This window comes from Bacteroides mediterraneensis (assembly GCF_900128455.1).
Lineage (GTDB): Bacteria > Bacteroidota > Bacteroidia > Bacteroidales > Bacteroidaceae > Phocaeicola > Phocaeicola mediterraneensis.
Window position 1 is genome coordinate 1,025,900 of record NZ_LT635783.1, and the last position, 23,651, is coordinate 1,049,550.

21 protein-coding genes and 1 riboswitch are annotated in these 23,651 nt (G+C 47.7%); of the genes, 15 read left to right on the plus strand and 6 right to left on the minus strand.

Going from position 1 to position 23,651, the window contains the following annotated elements; translation table 11 throughout:
- Positions 1 to 168: 168 nt before the first annotated feature.
- The 6 genes from BQ7480_RS04095 (at position 169) to ung (ending at position 6,502) form a co-directional block, all read left to right on the plus strand.
- Positions 169 to 678 carry a DMP19 family protein gene (locus BQ7480_RS04095; RefSeq protein WP_072541827.1) on the plus strand — a complete coding sequence of 170 codons (510 nt, stop codon included), beginning with the start codon at positions 169 to 171 and terminating at the stop codon, positions 676 to 678.
- Between the two features lie 119 nt (positions 679 to 797).
- A complete protein-coding gene (locus BQ7480_RS04100) occupies positions 798 to 1,637 on the plus strand; it encodes a hypothetical protein (RefSeq protein ID WP_139255706.1) in 840 nt (279 codons plus the stop codon).
- Positions 1,638 to 2,005: 368 nt separating this feature from the next.
- Complete coding sequence (locus BQ7480_RS04105; protein WP_072543890.1) at positions 2,006 to 2,575, plus strand: Yip1 family protein; 570 nt, start codon at positions 2,006 to 2,008, stop codon at positions 2,573 to 2,575.
- A complete protein-coding gene (smpB, locus tag BQ7480_RS04110; protein WP_022354222.1) occupies positions 2,575 to 3,033 on the plus strand; it encodes an SsrA-binding protein in 459 nt (152 codons plus the stop codon). The genes BQ7480_RS04105 and smpB overlap by 1 nt, the downstream gene beginning before the upstream one ends.
- A gap of 28 nt (positions 3,034 to 3,061) precedes the next feature.
- The gene (gene metH, locus BQ7480_RS04115; RefSeq protein ID WP_072541829.1) at positions 3,062 to 5,821 is read left to right on the plus strand and encodes a methionine synthase; all 2,760 of its coding nucleotides are present in this window, start codon (positions 3,062 to 3,064) and stop codon (positions 5,819 to 5,821) included.
- An 18-nt stretch (positions 5,822 to 5,839) separates the two neighbouring features.
- Positions 5,840 to 6,502 (plus strand): uracil-DNA glycosylase, encoded by a 663-nt coding sequence (ung, locus tag BQ7480_RS04120; RefSeq protein WP_072541830.1) that lies wholly within the window; start codon positions 5,840 to 5,842, stop codon positions 6,500 to 6,502.
- Between the two features lie 97 nt (positions 6,503 to 6,599).
- Here the strand turns inward: ung and asnA are convergent, their stop codons facing one another.
- From asnA to BQ7480_RS04135, 3 genes are all read right to left on the minus strand, one after another.
- On the minus strand, positions 6,600 to 7,640 hold the full coding sequence (gene asnA / locus BQ7480_RS04125) for an aspartate--ammonia ligase (RefSeq protein ID WP_072541831.1): 1,041 nt from the start codon (positions 7,638 to 7,640) through the stop codon (positions 6,600 to 6,602).
- Positions 7,641 to 7,847: 207 nt separating this feature from the next.
- Entirely contained in the window at positions 7,848 to 8,987 is a 1,140-nt protein-coding gene (gene rfbB / locus BQ7480_RS04130; protein ID WP_072541832.1) for a dTDP-glucose 4,6-dehydratase, read from the minus strand.
- A gap of 65 nt (positions 8,988 to 9,052) precedes the next feature.
- The gene (locus BQ7480_RS04135) at positions 9,053 to 9,544 is read right to left on the minus strand and encodes a metallophosphoesterase family protein (RefSeq protein WP_072543891.1); all 492 of its coding nucleotides are present in this window, start codon (positions 9,542 to 9,544) and stop codon (positions 9,053 to 9,055) included.
- Between the two features lie 62 nt (positions 9,545 to 9,606).
- On the opposite strand from BQ7480_RS04135, the gene BQ7480_RS04140 reads away from it, so the two are divergent.
- Positions 9,607 to 11,664, plus strand: coding sequence for an RNA degradosome polyphosphate kinase (locus BQ7480_RS04140; protein WP_072541833.1), 2,058 nt, complete (start codon positions 9,607 to 9,609; stop codon positions 11,662 to 11,664).
- On the opposite strand, the gene BQ7480_RS04145 is transcribed toward BQ7480_RS04140, so the two are convergent.
- Positions 11,661 to 13,121: a potassium/proton antiporter gene (locus tag BQ7480_RS04145; RefSeq protein ID WP_072541834.1), complete on the minus strand. Its 1,461-nt coding sequence runs from the start codon at positions 13,119 to 13,121 to the stop codon at positions 11,661 to 11,663. The genes BQ7480_RS04140 and BQ7480_RS04145 overlap by 4 nt on opposite strands.
- Before the next feature lie 456 nt (positions 13,122 to 13,577).
- Positions 13,578 to 13,791: riboswitch (cobalamin riboswitch) on the plus strand.
- Between the two features lie 59 nt (positions 13,792 to 13,850).
- On the opposite strand from BQ7480_RS04145, the gene BQ7480_RS04150 reads away from it, so the two are divergent.
- From BQ7480_RS04150 to BQ7480_RS04185, 8 genes are all read left to right on the plus strand, one after another.
- Complete coding sequence (locus BQ7480_RS04150) at positions 13,851 to 15,890, plus strand: TonB-dependent receptor plug domain-containing protein (protein ID WP_083581750.1); 2,040 nt, start codon at positions 13,851 to 13,853, stop codon at positions 15,888 to 15,890.
- A 12-nt stretch (positions 15,891 to 15,902) separates the two neighbouring features.
- The gene (locus BQ7480_RS04155; protein WP_072541835.1) at positions 15,903 to 17,018 is read left to right on the plus strand and encodes a YncE family protein; all 1,116 of its coding nucleotides are present in this window, start codon (positions 15,903 to 15,905) and stop codon (positions 17,016 to 17,018) included.
- Positions 17,019 to 17,023: 5 nt separating this feature from the next.
- Positions 17,024 to 18,160 carry an ABC transporter substrate-binding protein gene (locus tag BQ7480_RS04160; RefSeq protein WP_072541836.1) on the plus strand — a complete coding sequence of 379 codons (1,137 nt, stop codon included), beginning with the start codon at positions 17,024 to 17,026 and terminating at the stop codon, positions 18,158 to 18,160.
- A complete protein-coding gene (locus BQ7480_RS04165) occupies positions 18,157 to 19,197 on the plus strand; it encodes an iron ABC transporter permease (RefSeq protein ID WP_072541837.1) in 1,041 nt (346 codons plus the stop codon). Before BQ7480_RS04160 ends, BQ7480_RS04165 begins: the two co-directional genes overlap by 4 nt.
- On the plus strand, positions 19,197 to 20,210 hold the full coding sequence (locus BQ7480_RS04170; protein WP_072541838.1) for an ABC transporter ATP-binding protein: 1,014 nt from the start codon (positions 19,197 to 19,199) through the stop codon (positions 20,208 to 20,210). Before BQ7480_RS04165 ends, BQ7480_RS04170 begins: the two co-directional genes overlap by 1 nt.
- Before the next feature lie 67 nt (positions 20,211 to 20,277).
- Positions 20,278 to 20,685 (plus strand): hypothetical protein, encoded by a 408-nt coding sequence (locus tag BQ7480_RS04175; RefSeq protein WP_072541839.1) that lies wholly within the window; start codon positions 20,278 to 20,280, stop codon positions 20,683 to 20,685.
- Positions 20,672 to 21,970: a DUF3440 domain-containing protein gene (locus BQ7480_RS04180; RefSeq protein WP_072541840.1), complete on the plus strand. Its 1,299-nt coding sequence runs from the start codon at positions 20,672 to 20,674 to the stop codon at positions 21,968 to 21,970. The genes BQ7480_RS04175 and BQ7480_RS04180 overlap by 14 nt, the downstream gene beginning before the upstream one ends.
- The gene (locus tag BQ7480_RS04185; protein WP_161946449.1) at positions 21,967 to 22,506 is read left to right on the plus strand and encodes an IbrB-like domain-containing protein; all 540 of its coding nucleotides are present in this window, start codon (positions 21,967 to 21,969) and stop codon (positions 22,504 to 22,506) included. The genes BQ7480_RS04180 and BQ7480_RS04185 overlap by 4 nt, the downstream gene beginning before the upstream one ends.
- A gap of 3 nt (positions 22,507 to 22,509) precedes the next feature.
- Here the strand turns inward: BQ7480_RS04185 and BQ7480_RS04190 are convergent, their stop codons facing one another.
- A complete protein-coding gene (locus tag BQ7480_RS04190; protein ID WP_072541842.1) occupies positions 22,510 to 23,079 on the minus strand; it encodes a chromate transporter in 570 nt (189 codons plus the stop codon).
- Positions 23,080 to 23,098: 19 nt separating this feature from the next.
- Positions 23,099 to 23,641, minus strand: coding sequence for a chromate transporter (locus BQ7480_RS04195; protein WP_072541843.1), 543 nt, complete (start codon positions 23,639 to 23,641; stop codon positions 23,099 to 23,101).
- Positions 23,642 to 23,651 lie beyond the last annotated feature (10 nt).

Genomic DNA, 23,651 nt, shown 5'->3' on the forward strand with positions numbered 1-23,651 from the left:
TTTCTTACATTTTAATGATATTTTTTCCAGTTTGGCCTGTTTTGTAAACTCTGCTTGCCAAAATGTTTTTACTCTTCTGAAAGAATCTTGTATCTTTGCCGCAGATACGATGTGCAAGCCCTGTCGTAGTATATAAATAAAGATAGGTAACAATTATTAGGTATATAAATGGAAGCGAATCAGATTACGGTGTCCGATGCGGATTTGCGCAAAGGAGCGGAAGAGGGAATGGATGCATTCTTGAAAGTGTTTATCGATAAATACCTGGAGGTGACGGGTGGGGTGATTAATGAGAAGACCATGCCGTTGCTGAACGGTTATCAGCATACGCTGCTGGGATATCACTTTTTCCGTGAGGAAGTGATGGAAGGCGGTTTCATACAGCTTATCCAGAATGGATACGGCCCGTATATCTTTGACAATCCGTTTGCTAAGGCGATGCGTCTGTTCGGAGCGAAGGATTTTTCAAAATTGATTTATGAGGCCAAGAAAATTTACGATGCGAACCGGGCCGATTTGGAGAGAGACTGTACCGAAGATGAGTTCATGGCCATGTATGAGCAGTATGAGGCGTTCGACGATCTGGAAGAAAAGTATATGGAAGAGGAAGAGCTGATTACGGCGCAGATTGCTGCTTATGTGGACGAGCATTTGGATTCTTTTGCGGCGGTAAAATAGAATTAGTTTATTTGTGTTAAATTTTATTGGCATCTGTGCAGTTTTTCCTACATTTTTGCATTCATTTGTTGGGTTTGAAAATTGGGAACATAATATATTAAAGAAAAAGAGAATAAAGTATGAAAAAACAAAAATGGGCAGTAGTTTTTGCTGCATTATTGGCAATGGTAGGGTTTAGTTCTTGTTTGAGCTCTGAAGATGATGGCGTGAGAACGTTAGAGGATTATGCTGAAGTGAATTCAAGCAGTTTTGGGGGATTGTCTTTTACTTCTATGTATGGTTGGGTGTGTGTACCCAATAAGACGGTAACATCTACTCCTGAGTCAAAATTGGCTTATATTGCTTATCAGTATAACAATGCAGATATGCAGGCTCTCACTTCTACTTCTACTAATTTACCTGTGACTTTGTTGTATGATCCGGTTTATTTGAAAGATTTGAGTTATCCATCTTCTAATTTACCTTTGAACACTGAGACGGTTTCTATTTATTCATTGGGGGAGAATGCCGGATTTGTGTGGGGAAAAAACAAGTATTTGGTTTTGGCTCCTACTTATCTGTTGAAGACAGGTACAACTACGGACAATTTGAAGACGGAATTGGCCAATCATAGCCTAAGTGTATATTACTTGGCTGAGGATGACGATGTGCAAGCTAAAACTTTGACCTTGCACCTGCGTTATAAGATTGCGGGAGTAGGATATTCTTCTGTAGAAGAAAATTCTGATACGGATGAAAGCTGGGCTGCTGATTATAGCGTACAATACCGATATACAGATGTTTCTTATGTAAGTTTGGATTATTTGCTTTCTCAATATAAGGCGGTTCATGGATCCGATCCTGAAAAGATAGCTGTGGAGTATGAATGCAGCAATAGAAGTACGGCTGTGCCTACAATTGCTAATAAACAACTGAAGACAGTCACTTTCTCTTTGTATAAGGATACGGCTAATCAATAAAATAATAAAAATATATAGTAGACTGCATGGCAGGAAGTCGATAAGAGACAGATTGCCATGCAGTTTTTTTATGTGTCTTGCAAAGCCTTTACGTTCGTTCCAAAACGTCCTTGCGTTTGGATGAAAACGTCAAAGAGTTTTGGATAAAACGTAAGTGCGTTTTGCCTGAAACGCAAGGACGTTTTGGAACGGTCTTCAAAAGTCTTTGAAAATCTTCTTATTTCTTCGTATCTCCTCACCGGAAAAGCTTTTACTTTTTAAGAGTGTCAGACTTTTAAATAGGTTGAAAAGATAACCTCCGCTTTACTTAATCTCATACTTTTTTGTAAATTTGCAATTCGTTTCATCACATAATGAAAGAATTGGGAATGAATTATAAAGAATTGTTCAATAAAATGGCATTTTTGCTTTCCTCCCCCGGTCGTTTCTGGGAGAAAGAAGCCTCCGAAGGGCAAGGAAACCGGATGATGTCGGAATATGTCTATCCGCTGATTGGGTTGTGCGGATTGGCCGAATTTATAGGGACATTCATCGGTCGGGATGTTAGCTCGGAGTTCTTTCAATGGGCGCTGACACGTTGCTGTGCCGTGGCCGTGGCTTTGTTTGGAGGATTTTTCCTGGCTTCCTATCTGCTGGATAAAATTACCTGGAGATGGTTCGACAAGTATGTCCCCAAGGAGAAAATGCAGGTGTTTGTGGGATATTCCATGACGGTCTTGTTTGTGCTCGATGTGGTCAACGGGTTGATTTCCATCGAGATTCTACATTGGATTCTGCAATTGTACACTGTGGTGGTGGTGTTTGAAGGGGCACGTCGTTTTCTGGATATTCCCGAGAGCAGGTTGACTTCTTACACTGTGGTAGCTTCCATTTTGGTATTACTTTCTCCGGTGATGATTGAATTTGTATTTAATAAATTGTCTGTAATTTTGAATTGATGAGACCAGTTGCGAATAATATTAATATCAAGAACAAGCGGGCATCGTTCGATTATGAATTCATCGATACGTACACCGCAGGAATCGTGCTGACCGGTACGGAAATCAAGTCCATCCGGCAAGGGAAGGCGAGTCTGGTAGATACGTTTTGCTTCTTCTCCCGTGGGGAACTGTGGGTGAAGAACATGCACATTGCCGAGTATTTTTACGGTTCGTACAATAACCATACGGCGCGGCGCGACCGTAAGCTGCTGCTGACCAAGAAGGAGCTGCGCAAGTTGCAGCGCACTTCCGAGGAACCGGGTTTTACCATTGTGCCCACCCGCATGTATATCAACGAGCGTGGACTGGCCAAGGTAGTCATTGCGCTGGCCAAGGGTAAGAAACAGTATGACAAACGTCAGACACTGAAAGAGAAAGAAGACCGGCGGATGATGGACCGCATGTTCAAACGCTAAATTAAACGATTAAAGGGTAGACATGCCTATGCAGACAAAGACAATACAACAACTGATACGGGAACGTATCCTGGTGCTCGATGGGGCGATGGGTACGATGATACAGCAATATAATCTCTCGGAAGCGGATTTCCGTGGGGAACGTTTCAAGGAGGCAAAGGGACAGCTGAAAGGAAACAACGACCTGTTGTGCCTCACGCGTCCGGAGGTGATAGAAGACATTCACCGGAAATACCTGGAAGCGGGAGCCGACATAATCGAAACCAATACGTTTAATGCCACTTCGGTGTCGATGGCCGACTATCACGTGGAGGCCTATTGCCGGGAAATCAATCTGGCAGCTGCCCGTCTGGCCCGTCGGATGGCCGATGAGTTTACGGCGATGAATCCGGAGAAGCCTCGTTTTGTGGCGGGTTCTGTGGGGCCGACCAACAAGACGTGTTCCATGAGTCCGGATGTGAACAATCCGGCTTTCCGGGCATTGACCTTCGACGAATTGCAGGAGGCTTATTGCGAGCAGATGGAAGCCTTGCTGGAAGGCGGGGTGGATGCCTTGCTCATTGAAACCATTTTCGATACGCTGAATGCCAAGGCGGCGATTCGGGCGGCGGAACTTTCGATGGAGAAAACGGGTCGGAAGGTGCCTTTGATGCTGTCGGTTACCGTATCGGATGTGGGTGGACGTACCTTGTCAGGGCAGACACTGGATGCGTTTCTGGCTTCAGTGGAACATGCGGATATTTTCTCTATCGGACTGAATTGTTCCTTCGGGGCCCGTCAGTTGAAGCCTTTCCTGGAAAGACTGGCTGCCCGTGCACCTTATTATGTCAGTGCGTATCCGAATGCCGGACTGCCGAACACGCTGGGACAGTATGACCAGACGCCGGAAGACATGGCGGCCGAAGTGAAGGAATATATCGACGAAGGACTGGTCAACATCATTGGTGGATGTTGTGGTACCACGGAAAAATATATAGCCAAATATCAGGATTTGATTCGGGGGGTGCAGCCTCGTGTGCCGGTGCAGCCGCACAAGTATATGTGGCTGTCGGGACTGGAACTGCTGGAAGTGTCACCCGAAATCAATTTCGTGAATGTGGGGGAACGCTGCAACGTGGCAGGTTCGCGGAAATTTCTCCGGCTCATCAACGAGAAGAAATACGAGGAGGCTTTGTCCATCGCCCGCAAGCAGGTGGAAGATGGGGCATTGATTCTCGATGTCAATATGGACGACGGACTGCTGGATGCGGCAGAAGAGATGACTACCTTCCTGAACCTGGTGGCTTCGGAACCGGAAATTGCCCGTGTACCTCTTATGATTGACTCTTCCAAATGGGAAGTGATTCGTGCGGGGCTGAAGTGTGTGCAGGGTAAATGCATTGTCAACTCCATCTCCTTGAAGGAAGGGGAGGATGTGTTTGTGGCACATGCCCGCGAGGTGAAGCAGCTCGGGGCGGCTGTCATTGTCATGGCTTTCGACGAGAAGGGACAGGCTGATACCTTCAGCCGCAAGATTGAGGTCTGCGAACGGGCTTACCGTATTCTGGTGGACAAGGTAGGGTTTAATCCACACGATATTATCTTCGACCCCAACGTGCTGGCCGTGGCCACGGGTATCGAAGAACACAACAATTACGCGGTCGATTTCATTCAGGCTACCGGATGGATACGCAAGCATCTGCCGGGAGCACATGTGAGCGGGGGAGTGAGCAACTTGTCGTTCTCATTCCGCGGCAACAATTATATCCGTGAGGCCATGCATGCGGTGTTCCTCTATCATGCCATTCAGCAGGGTATGGACATGGGCATTGTGAATCCGGCCACTTCCGTGCTTTATACGGACATTCCGCAGGATATTCTGGAACGGATTGAGGATGTGGTGCTGAACCGCCGGCCCGATGCGGCGGAACGGCTGATTGAAACGGCGGAACAATTGAAACGGGAAAAGGAAGGAACGGCTTCGCAGGAAGGACATGAGGCTCAGTTGCTGTGGCGTAAAGATACCACGGTGGAAGAACGGTTGCAGTATGCACTGGTGAAAGGGCTTTCGGACTACCTGGAAGAGGATTTGCAGGAAGCGCTTTCCCGTTATCCGAATGCGGTGAGCATCATTGAAGGTCCGCTGATGGCAGGCATGAACCATGTGGGCGATTTGTTCGGCTCGGGTAAGATGTTCTTGCCGCAGGTGGTCAAGACGGCGCGGACCATGAAGAAGGCCGTAGCCATTCTCCAGCCTTACATCGAGGCGGAAAAGGAAGAAGGGGCCCGAAGCGCCGGAAAGGTACTGGTGGCCACGGTGAAGGGCGACGTACACGATATTGGGAAGAACATTGTGTCGGTGGTCATGGCGTGCAACAACTATGAGATTATCGACTTGGGCGTGATGGTACCGGCAGAAAAAATTGTGGAGACGGCCATCCGGGAAAAAGTGGATATCGTAGGGTTGAGCGGACTGATTACGCCTTCATTGGAGGAAATGGTGCATGTGGTGACGGAACTGCAGCGTGCGGGAGTGGATGTGCCGGTGATGATTGGAGGGGCAACGACCTCGAAATTGCACACGGCTTTGAAGATTGCCCCCGTATATCACGCGCCGGTGGTGTACATGAAGGATGCTTCGCAGAATGCGCTGGTAGCTGCCAGACTGCTGAATCCGGAACAGCGTCCGGCTTTTGTGGAGGCGTTGAACGAGGAGTATCAGGCTTTGCGCGACAAGAACAAGCAGAAAGTGGTGAAGACGGTGTCATTGGAAGAAGCGAAGAGAAACAAGTTGAATCTTTGGGATTAATCATTTAATCAGGATAGTATGAATGTACAGATAGAAGAAGGATGGAAAAAGGCGTTGGCCTCAGAGTTTGAAAAGGATTATTTTGTCCGGCTGACGGATTTTGTCCGCCAGGAATACAAGCAGACCACGGTATATCCTCCCGGACGGCTGATTTTCAATGCGTTCAATCTTTGCCCTTTTGATAAGGTGAAGGTGGTGATTATCGGGCAGGACCCGTATCACGGACCGGGACAGGCGCATGGGCTGTGCTTTTCGGTGAATGATGGCGTACCGTTTCCGCCTTCTTTGCAGAATATATTCAAGGAGATTCATGACGATTTGGGCACTCCGATGCCTGCGAGCGGGAATCTGACCCGGTGGGCAGAGCAGGGGGTACTGCTGTTGAACGCTACCTTGACGGTACGGGCACATCAGGCGGGTTCCCATCAGCGGAAAGGGTGGGAAGAGTTTACGGATGCGGCCATTCGGGTACTGGCCGAGCAAAAAGAACATCTGGTGTTCATCTTGTGGGGTTCTTATGCCCAGAAGAAGGGGGCTTTTATTGACCGTAACAAGCATCTGGTGTTGACTTCCGTACATCCTTCGCCTTTGTCGGCCTACAATGGATTTTTTGGCAACAAGCATTTCAGCCGTACCAACGAGTATCTGGTGGCTCATGGTGAGACGCCCATCAACTGGTAGGGATTGTCCGTACGGCTTTTCCCGAAAAATGAATCCCCTTGCTTCTACTCTCCGTGGAGTGGAAACAAGGGGATGGTTATAATAATGTGTGTTTGTTTCAGATGAGCTGCATGCCCAGTTCCGCGCATTCTTTGCGCATCTCTTCCGGCCAGATGCTGGCTTGGATTTCTCCGATATGGCCTTTCTTCAGGTAGAGCATGCACAGACGTGACTGTCCGATACCTCCTCCGATGGTGAGCGGCAATGTGTCGTTCAGCAAGCGCTGGTGGAAATAAAGTTTGGTGCGTTCCTCTTTTCCGGCCAGTTCCAGCTGCTTAAGCATGGCGGCTTTGTCCACACGGATACCCATGGAAGAAATTTCGAAAGCGCGTTGCAGTACGTCGTTCCATACCAGCAAGTCTCCGTTCAGTCCCGGCAGTCCGGTCTTCGGGTCGATGGTGGTGTAGTCGTCGTAGTCGGGGGCACGCAGGTCGTGCGGTTGTCCGTTGCTCAGCTTGTTGCCGATGCCGATGATGAATACGGCCCCGAAACGTTCGGTAATCAGGTTCTCACGTTCCTTGGCGGTCTTGTCAGGATACATCTGCAGCAAATCTTCCGAGTGGATGAAATGTACGTCGTGTGGCAGGAAGGATTTGATTTGCGGATACATCTCACAAATCATGTATTCCGTGCGTCGCATGGCCGCATAGATGCGGGTCACGATGCTTTTCAGGAAATCTACCGTCCGCTGTTCCGGCGTGATGACCCGTTCCCAGTCCCACTGGTCCACATACAGGGAGTGGATGTTGCCCAGTTCCTCGTCGGCACGAATCGCGTTCATATCGGTATAGATACCGTAACCCGGTTCAATCTGGTAGTCGGCCAGGGTCAGTCGTTTCCATTTGGCCAGTGAATGAACCACTTCCGCCTGCTGGTCGCCCAGGTCCTTTATCGGGAAGGTGACCGGACGTTCCGTACCGTTCAAGTCGTCGTTGATACCCATTCCTTTCAGGACGAACAATGGAGCGGTTACGCGCCGCAAGCGAAGTTCGGAAGAAAGGTTCTGCTGGAAAAATTCTTTAATCTGCTTGATACCCAGTTCGGTTTGCTTCATGTCAAGCAACGGCTTGTAGCCGACAGGTTTTATAAGGTAACTCATTTGTTTATTTCTTTAATTGTTTGTTTTGCTTGCAAAGATAGGTGTATTTCGTAAATATGCAAGCGAAATGTGAAATAACTTATCAAAATGATTTTATTTTATTTGTATGGATAGATAAAATGAAAACAAATGAGTGAAAATAAAAAATGTCATTCTGGAAATTGCTTTCCGGAATGACATTCTATGAAGTGATAGAGAATTTGCTTTTCAGCGATTCTTGTACATGTTGTCGTAGTAATTCTGGTACTCCCCACTGGTGACGTTCTTTACCCATGCCTGGTGGTCGAGATACCATTTGATGGTTTTGACGATACCGTCTTCAAACTTGGTTTCGGGCGCCCATCCCAGTTCGCGGGTAATCTTGGTAGGGTCGATGGCGTAGCGCTGGTCGTGTCCCAACCGGTCCTTGACAAAGGTAATCAGTGAATCGTTGATCCAGTCAATGCTGATTTGTCCGTCGGCAGTCATTTCTTTCTTTTTGAGCACGTTCCGATACTCAGGTTGCTCGGTCATTATCCGATGAATGGTGGCGATGGTCAGTTTGACAATTTCAATGTTCTGCTTCTCGTTGTGTCCGCCTACATTGTAGATTTCTCCGTCCTTACCCTTGTTGATAATCATGTCGATAGCCTTGCAGTGGTCTTCCACGTACAGCCAGTCGCGCACGTTGGTTCCGTTGCCATATACGGGAAGTCTTTTTCCTTCCAGAATGTTTTTGATGATGAGCGGAATCAGTTTCTCCGGGAAGTGATACGGACCATAGTTATTGGAACAGCGGCTGATGGTCACCGGCATCTTGTAGGTATCCCGATATGCCATGACGATTAGGTCGGCACTGGTCTTGGAAGCGCTGTACGGACTGTGCGGGCAAAGAGGCGTTTCTTCGGTGAAATAACCTTCTGCTCCCAAAGAACCATACACCTCATCGGTAGATACCTGGTGGAAGCGGACTCCTTTTCTCCACGTAGGATAGCCGTTTTCGTCTTTCCCGGTCACCCATGCACGGCGGGCGGCATCCAGCAGGTTTTGTGTGCCCAGAATGTTCGTCTGCAGGAAAAGTTGCGGATTTTCGATGCTGCGGTCCACATGGCTCTCGGCGGCGAAGTTCACGATGTAGTCAAATTTGTACTCAGCAAACAGCCGGTCGGCCAGATCGCGGTCACAGATGTTTCCTTTTACGAAGAAGCAGCGTTCGTTGTCGATGTCGGATGAAATGGTTTCCAGGTTTCCAGCGTATGTCAAAGCATCCAGAATGATTACCTTGATGTCATCATGCTTGGCCAGGATATATTTGATATAATTGGCACCGATGAATCCGGCAGCTCCAGTAACTAGATAAGTTTTCATATCGTTTTTCTATTTTGAGTGCAAATTTCGGAAAGATTTTTGAATGCGACAAGACTTTTCAAACTTTAATCATTCAGTTCGATAACCTCCAAATCGGAGAAATTACCGTCGGTTATGGAGAAGCGTACCAAGGTGCGCACCTTATGGAAACCATATTTTCCGGCGGCCCCCGGATTGATGTGCAGCAGGTGCAGGCGAGGGTCATATTTTACCTTCAGGATATGGGAGTGCCCGCTGATAAACAGCTGCGGGGGCTGCGTGGCGAGAATTTGCCGGACGGAAGGGTCATATTTTCCCGGATATCCTCCGATGTGTTTCATCAGTACGTCGGCTCCTTCCAGCTGGAAACGGTTGATTTCCGGAAAACGGAGGCGCATGTCCTGACCGTCGATATTTCCATATACGGCCCGCAGGGGGCGGAAGGCAGCCAGTCGGTCGGCCACTTCTTGTGAGCCGATGTCTCCGGCATGCCATATCTCGTCGCAGGTGTCAAAATATTTCAGATAACGTTCGTCCCAATAACCATGGGTATCGGACAGAAGTCCTATTCTTTTCATTTTTCTGTTGTTTTTCTCCGGCAAAGATAGTACATTTGAGCAAACCTTGAAGGATTCTATGTATGGAAAGCCACTATAAATATTTTAACCGCGACATCAGCTGGCTCGCGTTCAACTATCGTGTATTGCTGGAAGCTGACGATGACAGCCTCCCTTTATATGAAAGAATCAATTTCATTTCGATTTATTCGTCTAATCTGGAAGAGTTTTACCAGGTGCGTGTGGCGGAACACAAGGCGGTAGCCTCCGGAGGAAAGAGTGAAGACATGACGGTAGAAGAGGCGCATGCCCTGATTCGGCGCATCACGGAGGTGGTGAACCGCCAGCTGGAGGACCGTGTGCGCATTTATGAGCAGAAGATACTTCCTGAGTTGCGGAAGAACCATGTCGTCTTTTATCAGAGCAAGAGTGAGGTAGAGGACTTCCACAAGGAGTTTGTGCACCGTTTTTTCATGGAGGAAGTCTTCCCTTATCTTCAGCCGATGAAGATGGAACCGGAAAACGTACGTTTCTTTTTGCGCGACAAGCGGCTGTATCTGGCGGTGAAAGTCCGGAAACTAGGAGCGGAGAAGTCGGACTACTACCTCATCAAGATGCCGTATAGCAAAGTGCCCCGTTTTGTGGAATTGCCTTTCCATGACGGAAATTATTATCTGATGTTTCTGGAGGATATCATCAAGGCGAATTTGCCGGAAATGTTTGTAGGCTATGAGGTGGAGTGTAGCTATTGTTGCAAGATTTCGCGGGATGCCGATGTGTTTGTGGATGATGTACCGGCAGAAAGCATGGTGGAAAAACTGAAGGAGAAAGTGAAGAAACGGAAGATTGGGGCCATCTGTCGCTTTGTGTACGACCGGAAGATGCCGGCGGAGTTTCTGGATGCGCTGGTGGAAGCGCTGGGCATCAACCGGGAGGAACTCGTGCCGGGCGACAAGCATTTGAATCTGGAAAATCTGTCTTTCCTGCCAAACCCGAATCCGGATATTCCACAGATGGTCAAGCCGCAACCGATGTGTTTGCCGGGGATGAACGAAAAGCATTTCATGTATCGGCGGATAGCCAAACGCGACATGCTGCTCTATTACCCGTATCACAGTTTTGAGCATTTCATCCGTTTTCTGTATGAAGCCGTACGTGACCCGTTCTGTCGGGAAATTATGATTACGCAGTATCGGGTGGCAGAACATTCGGAGGTAATCAATGCCTTGATTGCGGCCGCCCGGAACGGGAAGCATGTCACGGTGTTCGTGGAACTGAAGGCCCGTTTTGATGAAGAGAATAATCTGGCGACTGCAGAGCTGATGCGGAAGGCTGGGATTGACATCATTTTCAGTATTCCGGGGTTGAAAGTTCACGCGAAGGTGGCGTTGGTGCTTCGGGAGAACGACAAGGGGGAGCGTTTGCGAAGCTATGCGTATGTCAGTACAGGGAACTTCAACGAGAAGACCGCGAAAATTTATGCGGATATTGCCTTGTACACGTGCAACAAGCAGATTGTGGAAGACATGTATACCTTGTTCCGTGTGTTGAGAAAAGAGGTGAAGGAACCACATTTCAAACGTCTGCTGATTGCCCGCTTCAACTTGTTGCCGGAACTCAAGCAATTGATTCAAAAAGAAATCGATTTGGTGCGTAAAGGAAAGCCGGGACGAATCATTCTGAAGATGAATGCCTTGCAGGATACGACCATGATTGACGAACTGTATCGGGCCAGTGAGGCGGGGGTACAGATTGATTTGATTGTGCGAGGAATTTGTTGTCTGGTGCCCGGAGAGTCGTTCAGTCGGAATATTCGGGTCACCCGCATCGTGGATACGTTTCTGGAGCATGCCCGTGTGTGGTATTTCGGCAACGGGGGCGACCCGAAAATATTTATCGGTTCACCCGACTGGATGCGCCGCAATTTGTATCGCCGCATCGAGGCGGTCACTCCCATTCTGGACGGGAAGCTCCGGCAGGAACTGACCGACATGCTGAACCTGCAGCTTTCGGCCAACCGGAAGGCCTGCTGGGTGGACAATCATTTGCAGAATGTCTTTAAGCGGAAACCCGGGAATGACGACGTGCGGGCACAATATGACTTTTATGAATACTTGAAACACAAGCTGGCTGAGGATTAATCAGCCGGCTTGTGTTTGTTTTCAGAGATGAGCAGCAGTTTGTCTCCCGGTTTCAGTTCCATTTGCCCGTTGGGGATGAGAAACTCACTGCCTCGTTTCACCAGCATCACCAAGGTTCCTTTAGGGAGTTGCATGTCGGCCAGTGTATGTTGCGTGGCCAGCATTTCCGGAGTCAAGGTGAGATCGTTCAGGCGGGTGTCGATTTCGTCCGGAAGTTCCACTCCAAATTCATTGCCTTCCTTGGGAGCCGGCAAGTCCAAGTGCAGCAGCTTGGCGGCCTTTGTAATGGTCATTCCTTGAACCACCAATGACAGGAGGGTGATGAAAAAGACAATGTTGAACAGCTGCTGGGAGCCTTCAATCTGGGCCAGTACGGGGTAGGTGGCAAAAATGATGGGAGTAGCCCCTCTCAGCCCGACCCATGAGACAAACAGCTTGCCTTTGGCGGTGATGTTCCGGAAAGGAAGCAAGCAGAGGAATACGCTGAGCGGACGTGCCACAATAATCATGAAGGCACCAATCAGCAAGGCCACTGCGGCCAGGTCGAGCATTTCGTGCGGGTTGACCAGCAATCCCAAGGTGAGGAACATGATAATCTGGAAGAGCCAGGTCAGTCCGCTCATGAAGGTGTTGATTTCTTTCCGGAAAGCCAGTTTGGTGTTTCCCAGAATCACGCCCATGATGTACACGGCCAGGTAGGCATTTCCCTTCAGCTGGTCGGTAATGGTAAAGGTGATGAAGACCAGACTGAGCAGAAGGATGGAGTAGAGAGAGCTGTTCGACAGGTTGATGCGGTTGATGAGCCATACGCTGAAGCGTCCCATGGCATAGCCGATAACCCCTCCGAAAAAGAACTGTACCAGCAAATCTTTCGTGATAAGCAGAAAGTCGGGATGGCTTCCGCTGGAGATGACTTGTATCAGTACGATGGTCAGCATGTAGGCCATCGGGTCATTACTACCACTTTCCAATTCCAGCATCGGGCGAAGATGCTGTTTCAGGTTCATCCGCTGCGAACGGAGCAGATTGAACACAGATGCCGAGTCGGTAGACGACATGGTGGCAGCCAGCAGCAGAGACGTGAGCAAGGTCAGCTCGATGTTGGTCTGGTTCCAGTCGGAGATATAAAAGATGAATACACCAGTCAGCAAGGTGGTGAGCAGGACGCCGGCGGTCGACAGAACAATTCCCGGAGTGAGTACAGGTTTGATGTCGCTGTATTTCGTGTCCATACCTCCGGAAAAAAGGATGATGCTCAATGCCATCATGCCGATGAACTGTGCATCCGAAGCACTGTTGAACTGCAATCCCAGTCCATCGCTTCCGAAAAGCATTCCCACTACAAGAAAGAGTAAGAGGGTAGGGATTCCAAACCGGTATCCGGTCTTGCTGATAAGAATACTGGAAAAAATAAGGATTGACCCAATCATCAAAATGTTTTCTGCCGTAAAAATCATAATGCCTTAGTGATTAAAAAAAGAATAAAAGTAAAGGTTTGTGTAAATATTAAATGCCCGAAGGTAAGAAAATGTTTTGGGGATAAGGGCTTTTCATGAAAATTTTTGTGCATTTTTTATGAAGTTTCATCCGTCGCATTTTGTCAGATATCCTTGCATAAAAGTGAAAGTTGCCTCATGAATTCTCTGTCCCACACTGTGGGATATAAAAACCACAGTGTGGGATATGTATTTCACAGTGTGAAATATAAAAACCAAACCGTGGGACAGAGAATTTGTGGAGATGTTCAGAAGAATACTTGAGGGAGTTTCAAAGAATGGCTGAAGGAAGAAAAGCGTTCGCTCGGCGGAGGTACGGCCATTCCATGTGACAATTTGCCGGGGCGTTGGTAATTCTTGCATATTGGCTGGTATAATAATTTTGTAGAAATTTATTTTTGTTTTTCAAGAAAACCGTATATTTGCAATGTTTTGTTCCGTTGGGATTTCCGTTCGGCGAAATCACGGATGAAAAGGGAATCGGGTGAAAGTCCCGAACAGTCCCGCTGCTGTGAACTCCAGCGTTTCGACGTTTGTCTACCGACTACAAGGCCACTGTCTTTCAATGAAAGATGGGAAGGCAAGACAAACGGGAGTAAGTCAGAAGACCTGCAAAACGAAGTCATGCTTGCATTCTCGAGGAAAGGATGGCAAGAACGTGCGTAATGTAGAATTACAATTAAAGTTTAAATGAAAAAATGGAATGAACCGGCTTTCAGGGTCGGGTATCGCTTTTTTATACTCGTGTGTCTGTGTGTCCTTGCAGGCGTGGGAAGTGTTTTTGCACAGCAGGCCGATTCGGACAGCATTACGGGAAAAGTGCATCAGATTCCGGATGTGACGGTGAGCGTGCGGAGGTCGACGAACAAGATTTCCTCCGTAGTTCCGGTACAACGTCTGGGAAAAGACATGATGGATGATTTGGGAATCCAGAACATGGCTGATGCGGTTCGTCGTTTTGCCGGTACGGATGTGCGTGATTATGGGGGTACGGGAGGATTGAAAACGGTTTCTGTCCGTAACATGGGAGCGGCTCATACGGCCATCAGCTACGATGGGGTGGCTGTCAGTAACTGTCAGGCGGGACAGATAGATATCGGTCGCTTTTCATTGGATAATGTACAGTCTTTGTCGTTGAGCGTAGGGCAGAATGAAGACATGCTTCAGTCGGCCCGGTTGTATGCGTCGGCTGGTGTATTGAACATAGAGACTTCGCGTCCGGAGTTTCTGGGAGACCGGAAATGGCAGTTGCTGTTTCAGGCAAAGGGAGGCTCTTTCGGGCTGGTCAATCCTTATTTTCGCTATGGACAGCAGTTGGGTGAACGGACGGTGTTGTCGGTCGACGGGGATTATTTACGGTCGGACGGACAGTATCCTTTCCTGTTGAAAAACGGGAAATATACGCAGACAGAAAAAAGAAACAATTCGGAAGTGAATTCCTGGCACACGGAATGGATTCTGTTTCATGACTTTCAGGAGAATCAGAAGCTGAGTGTCAAGGCTTATTATTACCAGTCGGAACGAGGGCTTCCGGGAGCTGTGATTCTCTATAATCCGGTTTCGAATGAACGCTTGTGGGACAAGAATGCGTTTGTGCAGGCCAAGTATCAGGATAAGATTTCCGAGAAGTGGTCGTTGCAGGTGCAGGCGAAATACAATTATGCGTGGAACAAATACCAGGATAAGGGAGCACAGTATGAAGGAGGTGTGTCTACCGACCATTACACCCAGCATGAATATTATGCATCGGGAGCCGTTTTGTATCAGCCCTTCACAGGCTTTTCCTTGTCATTGGCGCAGGACTTGGCGGTGAATACCCTCGATAGTAATTTGCCGGATTGTCCGTTTCCTACCCGTCTGACTTCGCTGACAGCCTTGCATGCCCGTTATCAATGGGGGAGCGTGCAGATGGATGCTTCCCTGGTCAATACCTACCTCAATGAGCATGTAGAGAGTGGGGAAAAACCGGCGGATTTGAAAAAGCTGTCTCCTTCTTTTTCGGTGAATTGGAAGCCTTTCAGCGAGCAGGATTTCTTTTTGCGTGCGATGTATAAAAGTACATTCCGTACGCCGACCTTCAATGACTTGTATTATTATCGGCTGGGGAACCGTTCCCTTCGTCCGGAAAAGGCCAAGGAATATAACGTCGGCGTGACATGGGGGGCGAAAAAGAATGGAATCTGGGATTACCTGACGTTTACGGGCGATGTGTATTTCAATCAGGTGACGGATAAGATTGTGGCTTTTCCTTCCACTTATGTATGGAAGATGGCTAATTATGGGAAAGCTCATGTGTGGGGGGCGGATGTCACTCTTTCGATGGGGATTCCGTTAGGGAGAGCATTCAGAGCCTATGTGTCGGGCAGTTATACCTGGCAGAAAGCCATTGATTTGACAGATCCGGCTTCCAAGAGCTACAAAGACCAGTTGCCTTACACGCCGGAACATAACGGTAATGGTTCCGTGATTCTGGAGACTCCTTGGATAAAACTGGGGTATAGTCTGATTGGAGTAGGGAAAAGATATTATTTCTCACAGAATATTCCGGAAAATGAAATAGAAGGTTATGTGGAGCAGACGTTGACGCTTTCCCGGCAATTTTCATTTGCTAAATGCAGGCTGAGATTGCAGGCCGATTTGATTAATTTCATGGATGAGCAATACGAGGTGATAAAGTATTATCCGATGCCGGGACGTTCATGGAAACTGACAGCTACTATTCATTTTTAATTTTAAATAGTTATGCAATTTAGAAAGTTATTTTTCAGTTTATGCTGCATGATGGCATTGGGAGTGTCATTGGTGGCTTGTAGTGAAGATGAGGAGTTATTCGATGACAGCGGTTCCAAAGTGAGCCTTCCTGCACATCGGGCATTTATTTTGAATGAGGGAACCATGGGAGCGAACAATGCGACCTTGTCTTTTTATGCCCCTGACAAGGATGCGGAATTTATTAGTGATATTTTTTATACTCAGAATCAGGCCAAGCTGGGTGATACAGGGCAGTCATTGATTGAGTATAACAATGATCTCTATGCCATCATTGCGGGCTCAAGATATCTGGTCCGGATGAATACGGCTGGAGTGGTAAAAGAACGTTATGCGATTCCGGAATCGGAAGGAGATCCTCGTTACATGACGGCTGAAGATGGCTATATTTATTTGACACAATATGGTGGACGGGTGACAAAACTAGATGCCAATACTTTGAGCGTAGCTGGTACGTTTAATGGAGGAAACAATCTGGAAGGAATTGCGGAATGTGACGGCAAGCTGTATGTGGCCAATTCCTATTTGAAGAATGATAAGGGTTATCAGTATCTGACAGAATTGTTCGTCATCAATGCGGCTACCATGAAGTTGGAAACCACGTTGACGGTAGATATCAATCCGAATCAGGTGCTGGAAGAAGATGGAAAGATTTTCCTGATTTCTTGGGGAAATTATGCCGACAAGGGATATTCTGTCCAGATGATAGACCCTAAGGACAATTATAAATCCACTTCATTGGGCGTGGCTACCAATATGACAGTAGGCGATGATATGGTCTATTTTGTAAATTCGGAAACCGATTATTCGAACTGGCCTAACACAAGTACCACTAATTCTTTCTTCTCTTATAATGTGAAGACAGCTGCTGTCAATCAGTCTTCTTTCTTGAAAAATGCTCCGGAAGAGCTGGCTTCTTCAAGTATTTATATGATGAGCGTGGATGACAAGAATGGAGATATCTACATTGGCGTGACATTCTATTCGAGTGCAAACGGTACGATGTACCGTTTCGACCGTAATGGAAACTTTATCGAAAAGTTTGACTGCGGTGGCCAGAATCCTAAAACAATGGTTTTCATTGACTGATTTTTATGAAACAAATTTTACTATCTGCCCATATAGTAATCATGGTCTTGCTTCTCTCTGCCTGTGGCGGAGGAGGCAAGGCTTCTTCTGTTCAGGAGGGAGGAGATACCCTGAAAATGAAGTATGCCACAAACTTGTCGGTGGTGAAGTTTCCGGATTATACAATGGTTTCTATCCGTAATCCATGGGATACGCTGAAAACACTGCATACCTACTTGCTGACGGATAAGACGCGGCCGGTACCGGAAAATCTGCCGGAGGGCACCGTCGTGCGTGTGCCTTTGGAGCGGGCGGTGGTGTATTCGGTGGTACATGGAAGTGTGCTGAAAGAGCTGGGCTGCGCAGAGAGTATCAAGGGTGTCTGCAACCTGGAATATTTCAAGATGCCGGAAATACAGGACGGATGCCGGAAGGGTACGGTGGTGGACTGTGGAAACAGTATGAATCCGGATATCGAGAAAATCATTGACTTGCGTCCGGATGCCATCCTGCTTTCTCCGTTTGAGAACAGTGGCGGTTACGGACGGGTAGGTAAGCTGGAGGTCCCCGTGATAGAATGTGCGGACTATATGGAGACTTCTCCGTTGGGCCGTGCCGAATGGCTGCGCTTTTATGGCTTGCTGGTGGGGCAGGCGCAGAAAGGTGATTCTCTTTTTGCACAGATAGAAAAGGAATACTTGGCGGTGAAAGCTTTGGCTGCCAAGGCTACCTCTCATCCTACGGTATTGAGTGACTTGAAATACGGTTCCGCCTGGTATATTGCCGGCGGGCAGAGCACGACGGGACGTTTGTACGCGGATGCCGGGGCAACGTATGTCTTTGCTGCATTGCCGAACAGTGGTTCGGTGCCCATGGCTTTTGAAACGGTGTTCGACAAAGGAGAAAATGCGGATTTCTGGCTGATAAAGTACAACCAGCCGCACGACAAAACTTATCGGGAGTTACAAAAAGACTATTCGTTGTATGCCCGCTTCAGGGCATTTCGTGAACATCGGATTTACGGATGCAACACCTACCGGATTCCGTTTTACGAAGAATCGCCCTTTCATCCCGAGGTCTTGTTGAAAGATATGGTAAAAATCTTTCATCCGGAATTGCTGGAGGGATATGAACCGAAATATTTTAGTAAATTAGCGGAATGATAGTTTCGGACAAAAAGAATTACGTGGTGTTTGTCGGTTTGGCTTTCCTGATTCTACTTTTGGTGGCGGCCAATCTGTTTCTCGGTTCGGTGGATATACCGGCGGAAGATGTGGTGCGTATATTGAAAGGAGATGAGGCTGAAAAAGCGAGCTGGACATTCATTGTGTGGGAGTCGCGTTTTCCGCAGTGTGTGACGGCCTTGCTCTGTGGGGCGGCACTCTCGGCTTCCGGGCTGATGTTGCAGACGGTGTTCAGCAACCCGTTGGCCGATTCCTCCATCTTGGGAATCAGTTCAGGAGCCAGTCTGGGAGTCGCTTTGGTGATGCTGGCCGGAGGAGGTACTGTTGCGACGGGCGTGTTTACGCTTTCCGGTTTTTTTTCTGTCATTTTGGGAGCTTTTCTGGGGGCAGTGGCGGTGTTGCTCCTGATTCTGTTTTTGTCCTCTTTGATTAAAAGTAACATCATGTTGCTCATTGCCGGCATCATGATTGGCTATATTACCTCGTCCCTGATTTCACTGTTGAATTTCTTTGCTACGGCAGAAGGGGTGCAATCGTATATGGTGTGGGGGATGGGAAATTTCGGCGGTGTTTCCTTGGAGCAGCTCCCTGCTTTTTCGCTGCTGACCTTGGCCGGGCTGGTGGTGGCGGTTTTGTTGATTAAGCCGTTGAATGCCCTGCTTTTGGGGCCGCGTTATGCCGAGAATCTGGGCGTAAATATCCGTCGGGTGCGTAATTGGCTGTTGCTCGCCACGGGTTTGTTGACTGCCGTAACCACGTCCTTTTGTGGTCCTGTTGCTTTTATCGGGCTGGCCGTTCCGCACTTGGCACGTCTGATGCTGGGAACTTCCAATCATAACTCCTTAATGCCGGTCACCTTGCTTTCCGGTGGGGCTTTGGCTTTGTTGTGCAATTTGATTTGTGTGCTTCCGGGAGAATCGGGAGTCATTCCTTTGAATGCGGTCACTCCGATTCTGGGGGCTCCAGTCATTATTTATGTTATTATAAACCAACGTCGAATCCAATATTTTAACTGATGAGGCAATCGGAAATTGTAGTAGAGGGAGAAAACCTGACCATTGGGTATCAGGTAGGAAAGAAGCGGACAGAAGTGCATGCCGGGTTGAACTTTCAGCTTTTCCGTGGAGAATTGACTTGTCTGTTAGGAGCCAACGGGGCTGGGAAATCAACCTTGCTCCGCACATTGGCTGCCGCCCAGCCTTCCCTTTCGGGTGGTTTGAGGTTGTTAGGGCGTGATTTGTCGGCGTATTCCGAACGGGAACTGTCGAGAACCATCGGAGTGGTATTGACCGACCGCACACAGGCCGGAGGGCTTACAGTTTATGAACTGGTAGCTTTGGGGCGTCAGCCTTATACGGGATTTTTCGGGTGGTTGGATAAAAAGGACAAACAGCTGGTGGAGTATGCGCTTCAGGCGGTGGAGATTGCGCATAAGGCCCGGTGTTACATGGCGGAGCTTTCGGATGGAGAACGGCAGAAAGTGATGATAGCCAAAGCGCTGGTACAGGAATGTCCGTTGATTTTGTTGGATGAGCCGACGGCCTTTCTGGATGTGGTGAGCCGGATTGAAATCATGAATCTCCTGCATCGGCTGGCTGTAGAAGAAAACAGAGCCATTCTTTTGTCCACGCACGACATTGAGCAGGCCCTTGTACTGGCCGATCGTCTGTGGCTTCTTTCCTCTTCGAGTGGACTGGAGTGTAGCGTGACGGAAGACCTGATATTAAGCAACCGGATGGACACCTTGTTTCGTGAACGTCCGCATATTAAGTTTGACTTGATGCATGGAGGTTTTTCTCCCGAAGTGTCGGGGGAGAAATGCATCGTATTGAGGGCCGCAGATGAGATACTGCGGCATTGGGCACAGAATGCGTTGAACCGGCGCCATTATTTCTGTCTGGATGCATCTCCGGCGGAACAGGAACTCCCCCTGTTGGAGGTTTTTGCTCCCAATCGGCTTTCTTACACAGGAATCAATGGACAAATTGTTTGTTATACTTCCTTTAAGGATTTGTTGGAAAATATATAATTCCCCGGGAGAGATTTTCTGGAAGAATTTTCTATTTTTGCTAAAACTTATTTTAAACTAGGCATCTATGTGGAAGGTAAAAAGAATGGCCGGAACGTCTCAGGAACTGTATAAATGTGTGGCTCCGTTGGTGATGAATCCGGAAATTCTCAAATATAATCATAACTATCCGTTTAAAACCAATGAGTCATTTAGCTGGTTTGTGGCATTTCGGCAAGGAAAGGTGGTAGGTTTCTTTCCGGTAGAGGTGCGGAAAAAGGCAATCGTCATCAATAATTATTATGTGGAAAAAGACGATGAATCGGTGTTTAGGAGGTTATTGGAAGCCGTGATAGACGAATTTAAGGATACGGATAAAACGTTGGAAGCCGTGGTGCAGAAGGTTCATGAATCGTTTTTTTCGGTTCAGAAGTTTGAAGTGGAACGTACGTGGAGTACCTATCTTAAAATGAGGAGAAAGAATGAAAAAGACTGAAAACAAGAAAAATGTGTATGAATTGACTCAGGAACGCTTGTCAGTTTTATTTAAGGAGTTTGATAATGTCTATGTATCATTTTCGGGAGGGAAAGACAGCGGTGTGTTGCTGAATCTGTGTATAGACTATATCCGTAAAAATAACCTGCACATCAAGTTGGGAGTTTTTTTTATGGATTATGAAGTACAATATGTGCATACCATTGAATTCGTAGAAAGAATACTGGAACAGAATAAAGATATCCTTGAGGTATATCGGATTTGTGTACCTTTTAAGGTGAGAACCTGTACGTCCATGTATCAGCATTACTGGCGTCCGTGGGATGAAAGGTTGCGGGATATTTGGATTCGTGAGATGCCCGACGGAGTGATGAAAGCCAGTGATTTTTCTTTTTTTCATGACAAGATGTGGGATTATGAATTCCAGTTACGTTTTGCCGCATGGTTGCATGAAAAGAAAAAGGCAGTACGTACGGCCTGTCTGGTAGGTATCCGCACACAAGAAAGTTATAATCGCTGGCGTACGATTTATGGAGGGATGAAGCAGCAACTTTACCATAAATACCAATGGAGCTCCAAGATTGCGAACGATGTGTATAATCTTTATCCCATTTACGATTGGAAGACCACAGACATCTGGACGGCCAATGGGAAATTCGGGTGGGATTATAACCGTCTGTATGATTTGTATTATTATGCAGGCGTCAGTTTGGAGCGGCAGCGTGTGGCCAGTCCGTTTATCAGTGAGGCGATTGAAAGCCTGAGGCTGTATAAAGCCATTGAACCTGACACTTGGGGCAAGATGATAGGGCGTGTGAATGGAGTAAATTTTTCGGGGCTGTATGGTGGAACAAGAGCTATGGGGCATGGAGGTATCAGGCTGCCGGAAGGACATACGTGGAAGTCGTTTATGGAATTCCTGCTTTCCACTCTTCCGGAAGAGACCCGAAGGGGATATCTGTGCAAGCTTCATACCAGCATCAAGTTCTGGAGAACCAAGGGAGGATGCCTGAGCGATGAAACCATAGCCAAGCTGGAAGAGATGAAGATTCCGATTACAGTGAGAGGCAAAAGTAATTACAAAACAACCAAGCATCCGGTGATGATGGAATACCTCGATGACATTGACATTCCGGAATTCCGGGAGATTCCGACTTACAAACGGATGTGCCTGTGCATCCTCCGCAATGACTATGCGTGCAAATACATGGGGTTTGCTGTGAGCAAGGAGGAAAAGAAAATGAAAGATTATATTTTACAACAATATAAAAAAATATGGACATAAGAGAAGAGAAAAGCCCAGTCTACAACGTGAAAGCTGTACCGGTAGAGAAGGTGTGTGCCAATGATTATAACCCGAACGTAGTGGCACCTCCCGAGATGAAGTTATTGGAATTGTCCATTTGGGAGGATGGGTTTACCATGCCTTGCGTGTGTTATTATGACAAGGAAAACGACAAATACATCATTGTGGACGGTTTTCACCGTTATCTGGTGTTGAAAACGTCCAAGCGTATTTATGAGCGGGAGAAAGGGATGCTGCCGGTGGTGGTAATTGACAAGGACTTGTCCCATCGCATGGGGTCTACCATTCGCCACAACCGGGCAAGAGGAACTCATGATATTGGACTGATGACCCACATTGTGGCAGAGCTGACACGGGCCGGCATGTCGGATAAATGGATTATGAAGAACATTGGAATGGACCGGGATGAACTGACCCGATTGAAACAGATTTCCGGACTGGCCGCTTTGTTTGCCGACCATGATTTTTCCATCCCCACTCCCCAGTCTATATTGCCGGAGAATGAGGAGGATTAAGTGCTAGTATAGGAAATATCCTAGTACACCGCTGCAAACAATCAGTAGAATCGGGTTTATCTTATACCGGTGTGAAGCGACGAAGGCCGCGAGGAAGAGCAGGATACTTACCACAATCTGGTAGGTATCTGTTCCGAAGTTCTCACCGTTCATCAGTACCAGTGCGGCGGCGGCCAGCAGTCCGACTACTCCCGGACGAAGGCCTTTGAATACATTTTCCACAGCCGGATGTCGCTGGTATTTCAGAAAGAAACGGCTGATAAAGACCATTAGGATAAATGAAGGAAGCACCACGGAAAGGGTGGCTACGGTCGAGCCCAGGATACCTATGCTGTGTGAATAACCGGCATTGACCATGGCCGTATAGCCCACATAAGTGGCCGAATTGATTCCGATAGGACCAGGAGTCATCTGACTGATGGCGATGATATCGGTGAAGTCAGAGGAACTGAGCCAGCCGTAGCGTGTCACTACCTCTCCCTGTATCATTGAAATCATGGCGTAGCCGCCTCCAAATCCGAACAAGCCTATCTTGAAAAAGGTATAGAATAGTTTCAGTAATAATAAAGCCATATTGTTTTACTCCTATGTGTTAATTATATTTCTTTTGGTAACGTCCATAAAGATATCCTCCCACTCCGCTGAGAATAATGACGTAGATGGGGGAGAAGCCGATAAGCCATATCAGCAGTGCGGAAACCACCGGAATCCAGATGTTGTATCGGTTGATACGGGCCGATTTGGCCATCTTGAAAGTGGGAGCGGCAATCAGGGCTACCACTGCCGGACGGATTCCTTTGAATACACGTTCCACGGCTTCCACATGTTGGAATTGCCGGAAGAAGAGGGCGATGGCCAGGATGATGAGAAAGGAAGGCAGAATGGTGCCCAATGCCATCCAGAAAGCTCCCCAGAATCCTTTTAGTTTGTAGCCGATGAAGATGGCTATATTGACGGCAAAGATACCCGGTACCGTTTGTGCCAGAGCCATTAAGTCTAGAAAGTCTTCTTTGCTGATCCATTTCCGTTTGTCCACCAAGTCGGCTTCAATCAATGGGACCATGGCATACCCTCCACCGATGGTGAAGACGCCGATACGGAAGAAGATGAGAAATGATCTTACATAAAAATTCATATTGTCTGTC

Excerpts from the sequence above, each read along its gene's own strand:
- BQ7480_RS04100 (WP_139255706.1), top strand. The coding sequence starts at position 798 with ATGAAAAAACAAAAATGGGCAGTAGTTTTTGCTGCATTATTGGCAATG.
- smpB (WP_022354222.1), top strand. The coding sequence starts at position 2,575 with ATGAGACCAGTTGCGAATAATATTAATATCAAGAACAAGCGGGCATCG.
- BQ7480_RS04150 (WP_083581750.1), top strand. The coding sequence starts at position 13,851 with ATGAAAAAATGGAATGAACCGGCTTTCAGGGTCGGGTATCGCTTTTTT.
- BQ7480_RS04180 (WP_072541840.1), top strand. The coding sequence starts at position 20,672 with ATGAAAAAGACTGAAAACAAGAAAAATGTGTATGAATTGACTCAGGAA.
- metH (WP_072541829.1), top strand. The coding sequence starts at position 3,062 with ATGCAGACAAAGACAATACAACAACTGATACGGGAACGTATCCTGGTG.
- BQ7480_RS04195 (WP_072541843.1), bottom strand. The coding sequence starts at position 23,641 with ATGAATTTTTATGTAAGATCATTTCTCATCTTCTTCCGTATCGGCGTC.
- BQ7480_RS04145 (WP_072541834.1), bottom strand. The coding sequence starts at position 13,121 with ATGATTTTTACGGCAGAAAACATTTTGATGATTGGGTCAATCCTTATT.
- BQ7480_RS04190 (WP_072541842.1), bottom strand. The coding sequence starts at position 23,079 with ATGGCTTTATTATTACTGAAACTATTCTATACCTTTTTCAAGATAGGC.
- BQ7480_RS04160 (WP_072541836.1), top strand. The coding sequence starts at position 17,024 with ATGAAACAAATTTTACTATCTGCCCATATAGTAATCATGGTCTTGCTT.
- BQ7480_RS04095 (WP_072541827.1), top strand. The coding sequence starts at position 169 with ATGGAAGCGAATCAGATTACGGTGTCCGATGCGGATTTGCGCAAAGGA.
- rfbB (WP_072541832.1), bottom strand. The coding sequence starts at position 8,987 with ATGAAAACTTATCTAGTTACTGGAGCTGCCGGATTCATCGGTGCCAAT.
- BQ7480_RS04135 (WP_072543891.1), bottom strand. The coding sequence starts at position 9,544 with ATGAAAAGAATAGGACTTCTGTCCGATACCCATGGTTATTGGGACGAA.
- BQ7480_RS04155 (WP_072541835.1), top strand. The coding sequence starts at position 15,903 with ATGCAATTTAGAAAGTTATTTTTCAGTTTATGCTGCATGATGGCATTG.
- BQ7480_RS04165 (WP_072541837.1), top strand. The coding sequence starts at position 18,157 with ATGATAGTTTCGGACAAAAAGAATTACGTGGTGTTTGTCGGTTTGGCT.
- BQ7480_RS04175 (WP_072541839.1), top strand. The coding sequence starts at position 20,278 with ATGTGGAAGGTAAAAAGAATGGCCGGAACGTCTCAGGAACTGTATAAA.
- asnA (WP_072541831.1), bottom strand. The coding sequence starts at position 7,640 with ATGAGTTACCTTATAAAACCTGTCGGCTACAAGCCGTTGCTTGACATG.
- ung (WP_072541830.1), top strand. The coding sequence starts at position 5,840 with ATGAATGTACAGATAGAAGAAGGATGGAAAAAGGCGTTGGCCTCAGAG.
- BQ7480_RS04105 (WP_072543890.1), top strand. The coding sequence starts at position 2,006 with ATGAATTATAAAGAATTGTTCAATAAAATGGCATTTTTGCTTTCCTCC.
- BQ7480_RS04140 (WP_072541833.1), top strand. The coding sequence starts at position 9,607 with ATGGAAAGCCACTATAAATATTTTAACCGCGACATCAGCTGGCTCGCG.
- BQ7480_RS04170 (WP_072541838.1), top strand. The coding sequence starts at position 19,197 with ATGAGGCAATCGGAAATTGTAGTAGAGGGAGAAAACCTGACCATTGGG.